This is a genomic window from Streptomyces sp. GL_148 (assembly GCF_057834205.1).
Window position 1 is genome coordinate 3,494,800 of record NZ_CM174396.1, and the last position, 16,308, is coordinate 3,511,107.

14 protein-coding genes, 1 pseudogene and 1 riboswitch are annotated in these 16,308 nt (G+C 69.9%); of the genes and pseudogenes, 3 read left to right on the top strand and 12 right to left on the bottom strand.

The annotated features are described in order from the left end of the window. Nucleotides 1–123: 123 nt before the first annotated feature. On the bottom strand, nucleotides 124–1,506 hold the full coding sequence (locus AC3IYI_RS15830; RefSeq protein ID WP_489410778.1) for an NAD(P)/FAD-dependent oxidoreductase: 1,383 nt from the start codon (nucleotides 1,504–1,506) through the stop codon (nucleotides 124–126). Nucleotides 1,507–1,959: 453 nt separating this feature from the next. On the opposite strand from AC3IYI_RS15830, the gene AC3IYI_RS15835 reads away from it, so the two are divergent. Continuing rightward, on the top strand, nucleotides 1,960–3,081 hold the full coding sequence (locus AC3IYI_RS15835) for a DNA polymerase III subunit beta family protein (RefSeq protein WP_489410779.1): 1,122 nt from the start codon (nucleotides 1,960–1,962) through the stop codon (nucleotides 3,079–3,081). A 73-nt stretch (nucleotides 3,082–3,154) separates the two neighbouring features. On the opposite strand, the gene AC3IYI_RS15840 is transcribed toward AC3IYI_RS15835, so the two are convergent. From AC3IYI_RS15840 to AC3IYI_RS15880, 9 genes and pseudogenes are all read right to left on the bottom strand, one after another. Continuing rightward, on the bottom strand, nucleotides 3,155–4,096 hold the full coding sequence (locus tag AC3IYI_RS15840) for a Ppx/GppA phosphatase family protein (RefSeq protein ID WP_489410780.1): 942 nt from the start codon (nucleotides 4,094–4,096) through the stop codon (nucleotides 3,155–3,157). Continuing rightward, entirely contained in the window at nucleotides 4,093–4,677 is a 585-nt protein-coding gene (locus AC3IYI_RS15845; RefSeq protein WP_489410781.1) for a DUF501 domain-containing protein, read from the bottom strand. Before AC3IYI_RS15845 ends, AC3IYI_RS15840 begins: the two co-directional genes overlap by 4 nt. A 40-nt stretch (nucleotides 4,678–4,717) precedes the next feature. Next, nucleotides 4,718–5,206 (bottom strand): FtsB family cell division protein, encoded by a 489-nt coding sequence (locus AC3IYI_RS15850; RefSeq protein WP_489410782.1) that lies wholly within the window; start codon nucleotides 5,204–5,206, stop codon nucleotides 4,718–4,720. 99 nt (nucleotides 5,207–5,305) lie between these two features. Further along, nucleotides 5,306–6,592, bottom strand: a complete 1,287-nt coding sequence (gene eno, locus AC3IYI_RS15855) for a phosphopyruvate hydratase (protein ID WP_356513069.1) — start codon at nucleotides 6,590–6,592, stop codon at nucleotides 5,306–5,308. A gap of 312 nt (nucleotides 6,593–6,904) precedes the next feature. Further along, entirely contained in the window at nucleotides 6,905–7,597 is a 693-nt protein-coding gene (locus AC3IYI_RS15860; RefSeq protein ID WP_489410783.1) for a transglycosylase family protein, read from the bottom strand. Between the two features lie 2 nt (nucleotides 7,598–7,599). Beyond that, a riboswitch (cyclic di-AMP (ydaO/yuaA leader) is annotated at nucleotides 7,600–7,772 on the bottom strand. A 276-nt stretch (nucleotides 7,773–8,048) separates the two neighbouring features. After that, entirely contained in the window at nucleotides 8,049–9,152 is a 1,104-nt protein-coding gene (locus tag AC3IYI_RS15865) for a transglycosylase family protein (protein ID WP_489410784.1), read from the bottom strand. A 143-nt stretch (nucleotides 9,153–9,295) separates the two neighbouring features. Further along, nucleotides 9,296–9,469: pseudogene (locus tag AC3IYI_RS15870) on the bottom strand (cytochrome P450); the annotation flags it as partial. 76 nt (nucleotides 9,470–9,545) lie between these two features. Further along, nucleotides 9,546–9,746, bottom strand: a complete 201-nt coding sequence (locus AC3IYI_RS15875) for a hypothetical protein (RefSeq protein ID WP_489410785.1) — start codon at nucleotides 9,744–9,746, stop codon at nucleotides 9,546–9,548. 511 nt (nucleotides 9,747–10,257) lie between these two features. Then, nucleotides 10,258–11,535 carry a cytochrome P450 family protein gene (locus AC3IYI_RS15880; RefSeq protein WP_489411549.1) on the bottom strand — a complete coding sequence of 426 codons (1,278 nt, stop codon included), beginning with the start codon at nucleotides 11,533–11,535 and terminating at the stop codon, nucleotides 10,258–10,260. A 199-nt stretch (nucleotides 11,536–11,734) separates the two neighbouring features. On the opposite strand from AC3IYI_RS15880, the gene AC3IYI_RS15885 reads away from it, so the two are divergent. Beyond that, nucleotides 11,735–12,919, top strand: coding sequence for a globin domain-containing protein (locus tag AC3IYI_RS15885; RefSeq protein ID WP_489410786.1), 1,185 nt, complete (start codon nucleotides 11,735–11,737; stop codon nucleotides 12,917–12,919). Nucleotides 12,920–13,091: 172 nt separating this feature from the next. Beyond that, nucleotides 13,092–14,549 carry an IS607 family element RNA-guided endonuclease TnpB gene (gene tnpB, locus AC3IYI_RS15890; protein ID WP_489410787.1) on the top strand — a complete coding sequence of 486 codons (1,458 nt, stop codon included), beginning with the start codon at nucleotides 13,092–13,094 and terminating at the stop codon, nucleotides 14,547–14,549. A gap of 67 nt (nucleotides 14,550–14,616) precedes the next feature. On the opposite strand, the gene AC3IYI_RS15895 is transcribed toward tnpB, so the two are convergent. Then, nucleotides 14,617–15,606, bottom strand: a complete 990-nt coding sequence (locus AC3IYI_RS15895) for a nucleoside triphosphate pyrophosphohydrolase (protein WP_489410788.1) — start codon at nucleotides 15,604–15,606, stop codon at nucleotides 14,617–14,619. Nucleotides 15,607–15,648: 42 nt separating this feature from the next. Continuing rightward, nucleotides 15,649–16,269 carry a SurA N-terminal domain-containing protein gene (locus AC3IYI_RS15900; protein WP_489410789.1) on the bottom strand — a complete coding sequence of 207 codons (621 nt, stop codon included), beginning with the start codon at nucleotides 16,267–16,269 and terminating at the stop codon, nucleotides 15,649–15,651. Between the last annotated feature and the right edge of the window lie 39 nt (nucleotides 16,270–16,308).

Consider the following 16,308-nt stretch of genomic DNA (forward strand, 5'->3'; position numbering starts at 1 on the left):
ACGGCATACCCGGTTCCGGCCCCGAATATGCCGAAGGGGCCGCCCGCACCACGGATGGCGGGCGGCCCCTTCGGGGACACGCTGGGTCGTACCGGTCCTGCTGGTCCTGCTGGTCCTACGGGGTCAGGAAGCCTTGGCCTTCTCGGCCGGGGCCGGGGCGACGGCGGCCGGAGCCGGCTTGGCGGCCTCGTAGAACTCCTCGCGGGGGGTCTCCAGGGCGCCGAGGGAGACGACCTCGCGCTTGAGGAACATGCCGAGGGTCCAGTCGGCGAAGACGCGGATCTTGCGGTTCCAGGTCGGCATGGCCATGCCGTGGTAGCCACGGTGCATGTACCAGGCGAGCCGGCCCTTGAGCTTGATCTTCATCCCGCCCATGACGATCATCGCCACGCCCTTGTGGAGGCCGAGGCCCGCCACCGCACCCTTGTTGGCGTGCGCGTACTCCTTCTGCGGGAAGCCGCGCATCCCGGAGATGACGTTGTCGCCGAGGACCTTGGCCTGACGCAGCGCGTGCTGGGCGTTCGGCGGGCACCAGGCGTTCTCCACGCCGGCCTTGCGGGCGGCGAGGTCGGGCACCTGGGCGTTGTCGCCGGCGGTCCAGATGTAGTCCGTGCCCTTGACCTGGAGGGTCGGCTCGGCGTCCACGTGGCCGCGGGGGCCCAGCGGCAGGCCGTAGCGGGCCAGCACCGGGTTGGGCTTCACGCCGGCGGTCCACACGAGGGTGTTGGAGTCGACCTCGAGGCCGTTCTTCAGCACCACGTGGCCGTCCACGCAGGAGTCCATGGAGGTGTTCAGGTAGATCTCGATGCCGCGCGACTCGAGGTGCTCCTTGCCCCAGGTGCCGAGCTTGGGCCCGACCTCGGGAAGGATCTTGTCGGCCGCGTCGACCAGGATGAAGCGCATGTCCTCGCGCTTGATGCTGGTGTAGTACTTCGCGGCGTCGCGGGCCATGTCCTCGACCTCGCCGATCGTCTCGGCGCCGGCGAAGCCGCCGCCGACGAAGACGAAGGTGAGGGCCTTGCGGCGGACGTCCTCGTCCGTCGTGGACTCGGCCTTGTCGAGCTGCTCGAGTACGTGGTTGCGCAGGCCGATGCCCTCTTCCACGCCCTTCATACCGATGCCCTGTTCGGCGAGGCCGGGGATCGGGAAGGTGCGGGAGATGGCGCCGAGCGCGATCACCAGGTAGTCGAAGGGCAGCTCGTACGCCTCGCCGACCAGCGGCGTGACGACGGCGACCTTGCGGTCCTGGTCGATGTTCGTGACCCGGCCGGTGAGAACCTCAGCCTTGGGCAGCACGCGTCGCAGCGGTACGACGACGTGCCGAGGCGAGATGCTGCCTGCGGCCACTTCAGGGAGGAAGGGCTGGTAGGTCATGTACGAGCGCGGGTCGACGACCGTGACGGTCGCCTCGCCGTAACGCATCTTCTTCATGATGCGCTTGGCTGCGTACAGGCCTACGTACCCACCTCCTACAACGAGGATCCTGGGACGCTCCGTGGTGCTCATGGAACGAGTATCCAGCACCCCAAGGGGTGACGCTCGTGAGCCCCTTCACAAGGACCTGGAGACCCTCTGCTACACTCCGCGGCCCACGTGATCGAGGTCATGGCGCGAAGCGGGAACCAGGGTGTAACGGGAGTCGTTGAACACCAGTCCTGAACTGGCCTCCAAGCCCTTAAGCGGAGTAGACCACCGGCTTCGTGGATACCTACCGCCAGAGGCTCGCTGAGTCCGCCATTCGCACGAACGCGAGCAAAAAGAAGGTCCATGAGGCTCCGGACTCGCCCAAAAGGCTCCTCCAGAGCCCTCACAGGCATCTTTTCCTTGTGAAGAACTTCACGAAGTTCATGTGGACGACGGGACCTAAGACCCCCGAACGGCCCTCCGAGACCGCCGTCGACCCCCGTTGTTGACCCTCGACCTGGTCGAGGGCCCAGGGTTCAGGGCGTGGAGAACGAGATGCGCAGTATCGGCGAGACGGCCCTCGACAGCGGCCTGAGCGTGAGTGCCCTGCGGTTCTACGACGGGGCCGGCGTGCTGGTTCCCGTCCGGGTGGATCCGGCGAGCGGGTACCGCTGGTACGGGGCCGAGCAGGTCGAGGAGGCCCGGCTGCTGGCCCGGCTCCGGCGTACCGGCATGCCCTTGGCGGACATCCGGCTCGTGCTGGCCGGCTGGGCCGGCGCGGACACCGATCTGGTCCGCGGCCTGCTCCGGGCGCACCTGCTCCGGCTGGAACAGGGCCTGTCCGATGCCCGCAGCGAGCTCTCCGCGATCCGCGCCCTACTCGAACGCAGGGAGAACCCCATGAGCACGACCCGTGCCACCGCCCCCGCCACCACCCTCGCCGCCACCACCGTCACGACCGCCCGGCTCACCCTGGCGGCGCGCGAGCTGGCCGCCGCGCTGGACGCGGTCCGGTTCGCCGTCGGCTCCGACCCCGGGCTGCCGGTGCTCGGCGGCATCCTCTTCGACATCGAGGACGGGGCGCTGCGGGTCGTGGCCACCGACCGGTACCGCCTGGCCGTCGCCCGCGCCTGGACCACCGGACACACCGGACCCCGCCTCCAGCTGCTCGTACCCGCCCCGCTCGCGGACGCGATGCGCGCGCTGCTGAGCGACGACGCACCCGTCCTAATGATCGTGGACGGCGACCGCGTGGCCCTGGAGACGCAGACCGGGGAGCGCCAGGCGGCCGGCCGCTGCCTGGGCCACGAGTTCCCCGACTACCGCCGCCTGGTCAGCCTGCCCGCGGGGCGCCGGGTCCTGGTCGACGTACCGGCTTTCCGCGAGGCCCTGGAGACCGGCCCGGTCCGCCCGGCCGAGCGCGAGGAGGGCGGCGCGACCGGTGAGCTCAGCGTGCTCAGGGTGACCGGAGAGGGCGCGGTGTCCCTCGGCGCCGACGGCGACGACGATCCGGCCGACGTCGGCCTGAACCGCGCGTTCCTGCTGGACGCGCTCGCCGCCGGGGCCCGGGACCGGCTGATCCTGGAGCTCGGCGCCCCGAAGGCCCCCGTGGTGGTCCGCCGGCCCGACGACGAGGAGTCGTTCTCGATCCTGATGCCGGTCCGGCTGGACGGGTGACCATCCGGACGTGACGGTGCCCCCGGCGGGATGGATCCGCCGGGGGCACCGTGCCGTGCGTTCGAGTCGGTCGTCAGGCGATGGACCAGGCGATTCCGTCGAGGATGTCGTGCTCCGAGACCAGGACCTCCGAGGCGCCGACCCGCTCCATGATCGCCAGCAGGACCAGGGCGCCCGCGCCGATCACGTCGACCCGGCCCGGGTGCATCACCGGGATGGCCGCGCGCTCGGCGTGCGTCAGCGTCAGCATCCGCTCGCTGATCTCGCGGACCGTCTCGTACGGGATCCGGGAGTGGTGGATCCGCGCCGAGTCGTACGCCTCCAGGCCCAGCGCGATCGCGGCGACCGTGGTCACCGAACCGGCCAGGCCCACCAGGGTGCGCGCCTCGGCCAGCGGGACGGTCTCGGCGGCCAGGTCCAGCGCCGCCTCGATGTCGGCCCGTATCGCGGCCACCTGCTCCCCGGTCGGCGGGTCGGTGACGACCCCGTCCACCGTCAGGTGGCGCTCGGTCATCCGGACACAGCCCACGTCGACGGAGCGGGCCGCCCGGACGTGCTCGGTGCCGACCACGAACTCCGTGGAGCCGCCGCCGATGTCCACCACCAGGAAGGGCCGCTCCAGGCCGGTGTGGGCGGTCAGCTCACCGGTGGCGCCGGTGAAGGAGAACTCGGCCTCCTGGCCGCCGCTGATCACCTCGGGCTCGACGCCCAGGATGTCCAGGACGCCCCGGACGAACTCGTCGCGGTTCTCGGCGTCCCGGGAGGCCGAGGTCGCCACGAAGCGCACCCGCTCCGCGCCGAGCTCCTTGATGACCGCCGCGTACTCGCGGCAGGCCGCGAAGGTGCGCTCCAGGGCCTCCGGGGCCAGCCGGCCCGTCTTGTCGACGCCCTGGCCGAGCCGGACGACGATCATCCGGCGGTCCAGCTCGATCAGCTCGCCGGTGGCGCGGTCGAGGTCCGCGACGAGGAGCCGGATGGAGTTCGTACCGCAGTCGACGGCCGCGACCCGGGTCACGCGCCCGCCTCCTCTGCGACGTTCTCGTCGGCCTTCTCGGCGGCCTTCTCGTCCGCCTTCTTCTCGCCGCACGGGGTGACGCAGGCACCCTTGGCCCACCACTCGGGCAGCATCGCCAGGGCCTCGTCGCCGAACGGGTTCACGCCCGGGCCCGCGGCCAGGGAGTGGCCGACCAGCACGTGCAGGCACTTCACCCGGTCCGGCATGCCGCCGGCGCTCGGGAAGCCCTGGAGCACCTCGATGGCGTCGCGGCGGGTGATGTAGTCCTCGTGCGCGGCCCGGTAGGCGGCGGCCAGCTCCGGGTCCACCGCGAGACGGGCCTGCATCTCCTTCATCACGCCGTTGGCCTCCAGCGTGCCGATCGCACCGGCGGCACGCGGGCAGGTCAGGTAGTACAGCGTCGGGAAGGGGGTGCCGTCGGGGAGCCGCGGCGCGGTCTCCACCACGTCCGGCTGCCCGCAGGGGCAGCGGTGCGCGATGGCGCGCAGCCCGCGCGGGGGGCGGCCGAGCTGCTGTTCGAACGCCTCGATGTCGGCGGCGGTCGGCTCGGTCCGGTCGGTCTGGGGCGGGGGCGTCTGCATGCCTGGAGGAAGTCTTTTCGTTCTCGTGGATGGGTGGGACTCAGTCGCCCGGGCGGTCGGCCTTGTCGACGCCGTCCCAGACGTTGGAGTACCAGGGCCGGTCGGTGGCGGCCTGTCCGCTGCGGCGCTGCTCGGCGCCGCCGGCTCCGGGGTCGGTCATGATGTAGCTGATCTCCCCCGGCCGGACGAAGTGCAGGTGCTTGCGCGCCTGCTGCTCGGCGTACGCGTTGTCCTGCCAGCGGGCCTTCTCGTCGCGCAGTCGTTCCAGCCGGTCCCGCGCGGTGACGGCGTCCTTCTGCTGCTTCGCGATCTCCGAGCGCTGGGACACGTACTGGCGCATCGGATACGCGAGGGCGACGACCAGGGTACAGAGGACGAGGACGAGCAGGGCGGCCCGGCCGGTGAGCCGGCTGCGGCGGACCTGCCGGCGGGACTGCGAGCGGTACACGTGCGCCGCGGTCCGCTCACCCAGCTGCTTGAGCCTGGTCGCGGTCGAGAACGTGGCGAACCGGTCCCGGTTCCCGGCCATTGATCCGCCTCCCCTATATGCGCACGACGCACTACGTCCCCGCACACGGTACGGGACCGAGTGCGGGGACGTAGGGAGGCTTGCGCCCTGAAGGACTGATCAGCCCTTGAAGCGCGGGAACGCGCTGCGACCCGCGTACACCGCGGCGTCGTCGAGGATCTCCTCGATGCGCAGCAGCTGGTTGTACTTGGCGACGCGGTCCGAGCGGGCCGGGGCGCCGGTCTTGATCTGGCCGCAGTTCACGGCGACGGCGAGGTCGGCGATGGTGACGTCCTCGGTCTCACCGGAGCGGTGCGACATCATGCACTTGAAGCCGTTGCGCTGGGCCATCTCGACGGCGTCCAGGGTCTCGGTCAGCGAACCGATCTGGTTCACCTTGACGAGCAGGGCGTTCGCCGAGCCCTCTTCGATGCCGCGGGCGAGACGCTCGGGGTTGGTGACGAAGAGGTCGTCGCCGACGATCTGGACCTTGGAGCCCAGGCGGTCGGTGAGGGTCTTCCAGCCCGACCAGTCGTCCTCGAACAGCGGGTCCTCGATGGAGACGAGCGGGTACGCCTCGACGAGCTCGGCGTAGTAGTCCGTCATCTCGGCGGCCGAGCGGGACTTGCCCTCGAACTCGTAGTTGCCGTCCTTGTAGAACTCGGACGCGGCGACGTCGAGCGCGAGCGCGATCTGGGTGCCCGGGACGTAGCCGGCCTGCTTGATGGCCTCGACGATGAGGTCGAGCGCGGCGCGGTTCGACTCCAGGTTCGGCGCGAAGCCGCCCTCGTCGCCCAGGCCGGTGGAGAGGCCCTTGGTGTGCAGGACCTTCTTGAGGGTGTGGTAGACCTCGGCACCCCAGCGAAGGGCCTCGGAGAAGGACTCCGCGCCGATCGGGGCGATCATGAACTCCTGGATGTCGACGTTGGAGTCGGCGTGCGACCCACCGTTCAGGATGTTCATCATCGGAACGGGCAGCAGGTGCGCGTTCGGGCCGCCGAGGTAGCGGAAGAGCGGCAGGTCCGAGGCCTCGGACGCGGCGTGCGCGACGGCGAGGGAGACACCGAGGATGGCGTTGGCTCCGAGGGAGCCCTTGTTCTCGGTGGCGTCCAGGTCGATCATCGCCTGGTCGATCAGGCGCTGCTCGGTGGCGTCGTAGCCGACGAGCTCCGGGCCGATCTGCTCGATGACGGCGAGGACGGCCTTCTCCACGCCCTTGCCCATGTAGCGGTTGGGGTCACCGTCACGGAGCTCTACGGCTTCGAACGCTCCGGTGGAGGCGCCGGACGGGACTGCAGCACGGCCGGTGCTGCCATCGTCGAGGCCCACCTCGACCTCGACCGTGGGGTTGCCTCGGGAGTCCAGGATTTCCCGGGCTACGACGACGTCGATGGACGGCACGAGCATCTCCTTCTGGGATGTGACGCTGGGTGTGCGGTGGCATGTCAGGCCGTGGGATGGCCTTGCCGCTTAGAGCCTAACCGCCTCGGGGCACTCGGCCAGCCGACCGCCCGGGTCCTGGGACGAAAAAGGGCCTGAATGCCCCTCTTACAGGACATAGGGCTCTTGATCACCGGTCGTTCCGGAGGGTCCGTCAGGCCGGAGACACCTGCACACAGCACCGCCCGGCACGCAGGGTGTTGCGCGCCGGGCGGTGGAATTACGTGGTGGAACTACTGCGTGTCGTCGCGAAAGTAGCCACGACCGTTCTCACAGGTTTCAGCTGAGCTTCAGCTTCTGGCCCGGGAAGATCAGGTCGGCGTCCGAGACGATGTCCTTGTTGAGCTCGAAGAGCTTCTCCCAGCCACCGGACACGTTGTTCGCGTCGGCGATCGCACCCAGCGTGTCGCCGGACTTGACCGCGTAGGAGCCGTTGCCCGTCTTGGGGGCTTCGGTCTTCGGCGCGGCGGCCGGACGCTCGGAGCGGGTGGTCGGAGCCTCGACGCGCTTGGTCTCCTTCTTCGGAGCCTCGGTCTTCTTCTCCTGCTTCGGCTGCGTCTTCGGCTTGGTGGGGGTCTGGGCCGAGCCGCCGGTGTAGGAGGAGTTCGACAGGCCCACGCCGCAGTGCGGCCAGGCGCCCTTGCCCTGGCCCTTGAGGACCTTCTCGGCGATGGCTATCTGCTGCGACTTGGAGGCCTGGTTGGCCTGCGCGGCGTACGTCTTGCCGCCGTACGCGGCCCACGTGGAGGACGAGAACTGCAGGCCACCGTAGTAGCCGTTGCCCGTGTTGATGGACCAGTTGCCGCCGGACTCGCACGAGGCGACGCGGTCCCACTCGCCAGCGGTCGCGGCGGAAGCGGTGCCCGCAGCCATCAGGGGAGCCGCGACGGCGACACCCGCGACACCGGCCAGCGTGACGATGCGGACGGCCTTGGAGCCGCGACGGTGCTTGCCCTTGCCGGAAAGCAGCATGGAGTTCTCCTCACCGACGCCTACGAGGTGAGCTGTCGGGTTCGGGCGAGTGAGTGCCCGGCCGAGCGACCTAGCGCTTGGCTTAACCCCTAGCCGGCTGAAGTGACCGTCTCTCAACGGCCGCCACCGGCGCCTACCTTGGTTCCCCCGCTCCTGCCTTCGGCGCTTTACGCGACGAGTGTTCCCTCCGTCCGCCGGCAGGATTCGGCGATGCGGTCGAAGGAGCCCGCGGTGGCGAGCGATTCAGAAGGTAGACAGGTCTCCCCCCGATGTTCAACGAGCGACATCGGGGGGAGACGGTGCCTACTTGCGCTCCCCGGAAGGGCGTTTGCGCAGGTGAGGGCGGGGTTTGCGGAACCCTGCGGGCGGGACACGCCAGTTGACCTGAAGAGACACATGTCTCACTTACAGAAAACGGACAATCAGCTGGTTCCGGGCGCCTCAAGTGTCCTTATTGATGCGTTAGATCCAGGTTCTGGCCGGGCTTGATCAGGTCCGCGTCGCCGCCGATGACCTGCTCGTTGGCCTCATAGAGACCCTTCCAGCCGCCCTTCACTCCGTTGGCGTCCGCGATCGCGATCAGGCTGTCGCCCGCCTTCACGGTGTACGTCGGGTCCGACGCGGCGTCAGGCGCGGCGGGCGTCTCGACGGCGGCCGGGCCGCGGTGCTTGCCGCCGCCCTCGGACGCACCGGGGGTCGCCGGAGCGGTCGGGGAGGCGGACTCGCCGGGTGCGGCCGGAGTCGTCGGGGCCGTGGGATCAACCGGGTTGACCGGGTTTGACGGGTTCCCCGAATTGCCCGGGTTCGTCGGCTTCGTCGAGTTCCCCGGGTCGGACGGGGTCACCGGAGCCGTCGGGTCCACCGGCAGGGTCGGACCCACCGGCAGGGTCGGATCCGCGGACGGCGGTGCGGGAGTGGTGGGGTCCGCCGGCGCCGTGGGGTCCGTCGGGCTCGTGGGAGGCGTCGGGTCGCCCGGGAGGCCGGGAGGCGACGTCTGGGGGTCCGGCGGGGGCATGACGGGCAGTTCGCCGGGCACGCCGATCGGATAGTCGGGCAGCACCGAGGCCGACGGGCCCGGACCCTTCTGCGACGGGGCCCCGAAGTCCGTGGACGGCTTGCCCGAGCCGGTGTGCGGCACGGAGTCGTCCGGGCGGGACGGGGCGGGGGCGGCGGATCCGGAACCGCCGGGCAGGCCCGGGTCCACCTCGGCGGCGGGCGCGTCCTGCGTCAGACCGGCCTGCACCGCGCACAGCGGCCACGCCACGGGGCCCCGGGAGGCCAGGACCCGTTCGGCCACAGCGATCTGCTGGGAGCGGCTGGCGAGGTCGGCGCGCTCGGCGAAGTCGAGCCCGCCGGCGCTCTTCCACTCCTCCTGGCTGAACTGCAGCCCGCCGTACGCGCCGCCGCCGAAGTTGGCGCTCCACGTACCCCCGCTCTCGCACTCGGCGACCTTGTCCCACGTGGAGGTCTCCGCGGCGCTCGCGCCGGTGGCCGCGAGCAGCGGCAGGGCGAGTGCGGTGCCGGTGATTCCGGCGGTGACGACAAGTGCGGGCACTTGTCGGGGGCGTCTGTGGCGGCCGTTCCCGGAACGCATGAGGCTGCACCTTTCGCATAACGGCGGGGTAACGGCAGAACCTAGCGGCCTTCGAACGCCAGTCACAAGTTTGGGCAGCGAACTGACTTCCGGTCAGGCGGGTTTCAGGCGTTTTGGGCGGTTGATTCGGCCGTGAAGCGGACCGGAAGCGTCCGCAGCCCCCGCATGATGAGCCCCCCGCGCCACCGCAGCTCCTCGACAGGCACGGCCAGTTCCAGATCGGGCAGCCGCGTCAGCAGCGTCGCGAGCCGGAGACGACTCTCAGGGTCTCCGCCACACGCACCGTCACTCGCAGCGGCGGGATCGTCGGCCTGACGTACACCGGTGTCCCCGCGCGCTGCTCGTTCAGCCGCGTCACCAGCAGCGGCCATGCCCCCTGCTGACGCTCCGCACGCCGGTCCGCTCCTCCTCCGCCACGTCGGCGGGTACATCCTGCTTCGCGGCCACGTGCCATTGCGTCACTGGGCAGCGCGTGCCGGCCTTCTTCTTGAAGCGGTGGCTCTCCGTCTCGACCCGGACCGCGAACAGGCTGAACAGTTCCGCCTTCTCTTCCAAGCCGGGAGTCCCCGGGCGCAGTCGCGTACCGAGAAGCCGCTCCTGGGAGCACTCCTCACCGAGGAACTCAGTGAGGAGTTCCCAGACCTCGTTCTCGACCTCGTCTGCGTTCAGATATACGTCGTCACATCCACGGACGTTTCGGCGGAACGGAGCTGCGCGCGACGTGCCGCGTCGAAGGCCTCCGGCATGGGGATCTTGACGGCATCTCCGTACTTGCGGAGTAGTTCAGCTCGAGATCGATCAGCGTCGTCCGAGTCGATCCGGCCGTCTGAGGTGACTACGCGAGTGCCCTTGTCGACCATCTCCCGAACCCAGTCACTGATGACCCGGGCAGTGCGGCCGTACCGGTCCAGCTTCTGTGCGATGGCCAGATCGACCTTTCCGGCCCGGACGAGCCCTCCGCGAAGACCCCCCTCTGAAGGTGTCCGTGAGGGAAATCGGCCCTTCGCCCGCCTTGTGCGCCAATGCCCGTCAGGCCACCGCCGACCGGCAGCTCAGCAAGAACCCGTCAGGTGGCCTTCCTCGCGTCCGGGGCAGGGATCGGGGTGAAGCGGACCGGGAGGGTGCGCAGGCCCCGCATGATGAGACCGCCCCGCCAGCGCAGCTCTGAGGGGTCCACGGCAAGTTCCAGGTCGGGCAGCCGGGTCAGCAGCTCAGCGAGGGCCGTTTGGCCTTCAAGGCGGGCCAGGGGGGCTCCCAGGCAGTAGTGGATGCCGTGGCCGAGCCCGAGATGCTGGTTGTCGGTCCTGGCAAGGTCGAGCGTGTCCGGATCGCTGAACCGTTCCGGGTCGCGGTCGGCAGCGGCGAGCACGACGAGGACCGGGTCGCCGGCGGGGATGTCCTGGCCCCCCAGAGTCAGCGGCTCCGTCGCGTACCGCCAGGTGGCCATTTCCACGGGGCCGTCGTAGCGCAACAGCTCTTCGATGCCCGTTTCCAGCAGGTCGGTGTCTCCGGCGGCAAGGGAGGACTGGAGACGTTCACGCTGGTCCGGGTTCTGCAGCAGGGCGTAGGCCCCGTTGCCGATGAGGTTGATCGTCGTTTCAAAACCTGCGAAAAGAAGCACGAAGCACATCGCGGCGGCCTCGTTCTCGGTGAGGTGTTCGCCGTGGTCGCTCGCCCGGATCAGGCCGGAGATCAGGTCGTCGCCCAGATCGTCGCGCTTGCGGTGGATCAGTTCGACGAGGTAGCTGCGGATCTGCTTGACCGCGCGAGCCACCCCGCCGCGCGGGCCACCCGCGTGCCGGATCATCATGCCCGCCCAGTCGCGGAAGTCGTCCTGGTCCTCCCGCGGTACGCCGAGCATCTCGCAGATGGCGTAGATGGGGAGCGGGAAGGCGAACTCGTGGATGAGGTCGGCTTCACCCTTCTCACAGAACCGGTCGATGAGGTGGTCGGTCAGTTCCTGGACCCTCGGGGTGAACTCGGCGACCCTGCGCGGGGTGAACGCCTTCGACACCAGGCGCCGGAGCCGGGTGTGGTCCGGCGGGTCGATGTTGAGGAGGTGGGTCATCAGCTCGGCCTTGCGCTCCCCCGGGATCCCGGTCCGGCCCTTGGCGTGCGCGGAGCCTTCGTGGTGGGCCGGGTTCTTGCTGAGCCGCTGGTCGGCGAGGGCCTGGCGGGCGTCGGCGTACCGGGTGACGAGCCAGGCCTCGACCCCGCTGGGGAGCGTGGTGCGGTGCACGGGCGCGTGCTCGCGCAGCCAGGCGTACGCCGGGTACGGGTCGGTCGCGAACTCCCAGTCGAACAGGGTCGGCGGTGGGGCTGATCCGTCCACGGATCCGTCCACGGACTGGTCGGCGGCGGGCTCTTCGGGGGCTGCGGGGGTCTGCTCGTGCACCCGGAGACCGTATCCCGCCCGCCACCCATCACCCCATATGGGCTATTTATCGCGGCTGTCCGTAGATCGGCTCTGGCTTGACCTCACGTTCCCCGGCGTTCCTACTTTCGGTTTTGTGGATGTGAGGATCTTGAAAAGCAGCTTCGCGGTGGTGGAGAGACGGGCCGAGCATGCGGTCAAGTTCTTCTACACCCACCTGTTCTGGCACAACCCCGGAGTCCGTGATCTCTTCCCGGCCTCTTCCGAAGACATGGAACGACAGCGGGACCGGCTCTTCGCCGCGCTCACGCATGTGATCGCCCACCTGGAGAACGAAACGCTCGTCCCCTATCTCCGCGACCTCGGCCGCGACCACCGCAAGTTCCTGGCGGGACCCGAGCACTACGCGGCCGTGGGCGCCAGCCTCATCGCCGCGCTCGCCGAGGCCTCCGGGTCCGCCTGGCATCACCAGGCAGAAAAGGCCTGGTCAGAGGCGTACCAGGTGATCGCCGACGCGATGATGGCCGGCGCCGCCGCCAGCGACGACCCACCCTGGTGGGACGCGGAAGTCGTACGCCACCTGCTGTACGGGCAGGACATCGGCGTCCTCACCCTCCGCCCGCAGATCCCCTTCCCCCATCTCCCCGGCCAGTACACGAGCGTGAGCAGCGACCGGGTGCCGACGACCTGGCGCACCTACTCCCTGGGCAACGCGCCACGCGCCGACGGAACGCTCGACCTGCACGTGAGCCGGATCGAGGGCGGCCGCCTCAGCACCGCCCTGATCCGTGAGACGCAGCCCGGGGACGTGCTGCGGCTCGGCGCGGCCGGCGGGCAGATGACCTTCCGCCGCGAGGACCGACCGGTCAGCTTCATAGCCGCCGGCACCGGCTGGGCCCCGGTCCGCGCCATGCTGGAGGACCTGGCGGAACACCCTCCCGATCAGGACGTACGGCTCTTCGTGGTCGCACGCGACGCCGCCCACCTCTACGACCGCCCGCTCATCGACGAGTACGCGGCCTGCCTCGGCTGGCTGAGCGTCACCTACATCACCCCCGCCCCCGGCCAGCACCGCAACCAGGCCACCGACCGGCTGGCGACCGCGCTCAGCAACCGCGGGCTCTGGCCCGACCAGGACGTCTACCTCAGCGGTCCGCCGCAGTTCATCCGGGAGACCTCGCACCTCCTGGAAGGGCTCGGCGCGCGCCCCGACCGGATTTTCTACGACTCCGTACCTGCCAGTGGCAAGAGCCACGAGGACGGAAGCCGCCCGATGGGCTTCGGCGAGTGGTTCCTGAACCGCCCCGACCCGCACTGGCACAACCCGTCGGGCCGGGCGCCCCGGGAACACTGAGCGGCGGACGCTTCCCAGCGCGACGAGAACTGAACAACAGTTCCTATTTCTTTCAGTAGATATCTCATATCTTCAGTGAATAACCTGACATGGTGAAGCTTTCCGAGTGGGCGGCACGCAACCGTGCGCACGATCAGACCGCGTGGACCGCCACCGGCCTGGAGACGGCCGGATGAAGACGTTCGAGCCACGTCCGGGCTTCACCGTCCTCGCACACAAGATCGCGCTAGACCCGAATGCCACGACCAACCGTCACCTGTACTCGCACGGAGGTGGGGCGCGGACCGCGTATAACTGGGCGGTCGCACACATCACCGCCGTGTGGTGGCAGCGCAAGGCCGAGCAGTCGTACGGCATCCCCGAGGACGAGCTGACTCCGTGGCGATCATGGTCGCTGCCCTCGCTGCGGAAGGCGTTCAACGAGGACAAGCGCACCAACGCGCGCTTCACCTGCTGGTGGGAGGAGAACTCCAAGGAGGCGTACAACACCGGCCTGGCCAACGCATCGGCGGCGTTCGACAACTACGCGAGGTCGAAGAGCGGTAAGCGCAGGGGCCCCAAGATGGGTATCCCCCGCTTCAAATCGAAACGGAAAGCACGCCTGACCTGCCGGTTCACCACTGGCACGATCCGCATCGAGCCTGACGGCCGGCACGTTACCCTGCCCAGGATCGGCACCGTCCGCCTCCACGAGAACCGGGCTGACCTGCGGGCCCTCATCGACACGGGGGACATGCGGATCCTGTCAGCGACCGCATGCCTGGACAGGGGCCGCTGGTTCGTTTCCCTCCAGGTCGAGCAGAAGCACCAACCGGTGAAAGTGGCCCGTCCGGACACGGCGGTCGGTATCGACCTCGGCATCAAAACGCTGGCCGTCCTCGCGGACAGCGATGGTGTCCTCAGCGAGGAACCCAACCCACGCCACCTCGACCGCGTACAAAAACAGCTGCGCCGCGCCAGTCGGATCTCCTCCCGCCGGCGCGGCCCCGACCGGCACACCGGGCAGAAGGCGTCGAAGCGCTGGGAGAAGGCCAACCAGGCTCGGAACAAGATCCATCACCGGGTCGCGAACCTCCGCGAGGACACCCTCCACAAGATGACGACCCGCCTCGCCTGCCAGTACGGCACGATCGTCGTCGAAGACCTCAACGTCGCCGGCATGGGCCGCAACCGCCGCCTGTCCCGCCGCATGACGGACGCCGCGTTCGGCGAGATCCGACGCCAGCTCACCTACAAGACCCGTCGGCACGGCACGCGACTCATCGTGGCCGACCGCTGGTACCCCTCCTCGAAGATCTGCTCCCGCTGCGGTGTGGTGAAAGCCAAGCTGCCCCTCAGCATGCGCGTCTTCGAGTGCAACAACTGCGGCCTGGTCCTTGACCGGGACGCGAACGCGGGACATAATCTGGTCGCCCTCGCGGCCCGCACGACAGGTACCGGAGTGGCCGGAGACCTGGACCCCGCCGAGGCGGAGCCGAAACCCCGTGGAGCCGACCGCAAGACCCGTACCACCCTCCCGCGCCGCAAGGCCGGGACGGGGCGGGCAGGTGGCACAATCCCCAGCCCCCGGGCAGGGAAGGAAACGGGAGACCGTCAACAGGACGCCGGCGCGCAACTCGCACTCTGGTGACACCGCTACGGACCATCCCGGCGGAAACGCCGGGGTTGCTGAGATCACTTGATGATCAAAGCAACGGCTACTCGCCGACGCCCTCGGCCGTACGGATGGCCTCCCGGTAGGTCCGGGCCGCCGCGCGCAGTGCGGTCTCGGGGTCGGTCCCCGCCGCCTCGGCGCGCGCCGCCAGATCCAGCAGTTCGTATCCGACGCCCTCCCCGCGGGGCAGTTCCACGGGCACCGCCCCCGCACGGGCGCGGCCCGCCAGCTTGGCCGCGAGCGCGAGACCGGGCTGGCCGAGCGGGATCCCGTCGGTCACCGACTCCCGCTGCTTCTCCACCTGCTTGGTGCGCTGCCAGTGTGCGTGCACGTCCTCCGGGGTTTCCGCGGTCGCGTCGCCGAAGACGTGCGGGTGCCGGTGGATCAGCTTCTCGACGAGGGCTCCCGCCACGTCGTCGATGGAGAACGGTTCGTCCTCTTCACCGGGGCCGCCCTCCTCCGCGATGCGCGCGTGGAAGACCACCTGGAGCAGGACGTCGCCGAGCTCCTCGCGCAGTTCTTCGCGGTCCCCGGCCTCGATGGCCTCGACCAGCTCGTAGGCCTCTTCGATGGCGTACTTCGCCAGTCCCTCGTGGGTCTGCTCCGAGGTCCAGGGGCATTCGCGCCGGACCCGGTCCATGACCTGGACGAGGTCGAGCAGGCGTGCGCCCGGCAGGTCGTACGAGCCCGGCAGCAGCTCCAGGTCCGGTACGGCGACGCGGCCCGAGCCGGCGAAGCGGGCCAGCCCGTCGGTGAGCCGCCGGTCGCCCTCGCCGCTGAGGAGGACGACGACCGTATGGCCGCCGGCGCACTCCTCGATCAGCGCCTGGGCGTCGGGGGTCTCCAGGGCCACGTCGACGCCCGCCTCGCGGAGGTAGGGGAGCTGGACGTGGCCCGGGTCGGCGCACAGCACCCGGTCCGCGGCGTGCAGGGTCTGCCAGGCGGGCCAGGACAGCATGCCGGGGGCGACCCGGTGGCTCGTGGTCAGCAGCACGATGCGGCCGGTGGGCTCGGAGGACACGTCGTCAGTCACCCTCCGAACCTACCTCCCGGCGGGACCGCCCGGGCCGTCGGCCTAGGCGCCGGCCGGCGGCTGCTCGGGCCGGGTGACCTGGGTGATCCACGGGGTGGTGTGCTCGCCGAGGGTGACCCGCTGGGGGTCCCAGACGCCGTAGCGCGGGTTGACCTCGATGCCGAGGCCGGCCGCGGCCTTCGCGGCGGGCTCGGCGAGCTTGCCCTCGCCGTACTTCGCGTTGAGCTTCTCGAAGAGCACCTGGTCACGGACCCAGCGTTCGATCTGGTCGGGGGCGACGGCGGCCTTCTGCAGGATCGCCTCCTCGAACGCCGCGGCCCCGCGGTTGCCCTCGTCGTAGGCCTTGCGGGCCTCCTGGAGCTCCTTGGGGGTGACGGTGACGTCGGCGTCCTTCGCCATCCGGTCGAGGATCCGGCTCTGCAGCATCGTGCTGAGCTTGACCCGGTCGAGCTGAGGGACGGCCGCGATGAGCTCGGCCGCGTGTTCGGAGCGGTTCTGTGCGGTGCGGACGTCGTTCACCTGGGCCTGGAGCGCGGAGGTGGTGATCCGTTCGCCGCCGATCACGGCCGCGGTGCCGGGGCGGGCTTCGCCCGAGCACGCGGACAGCAGAGGGGCCGCCAGGAGCAGGGCGGCGGAAACGGAGAGCGCTGTGCGACGGTGCAAAGGAGCCTCCAGGGCCGGGAGATTGTGCTTCGGTGCACA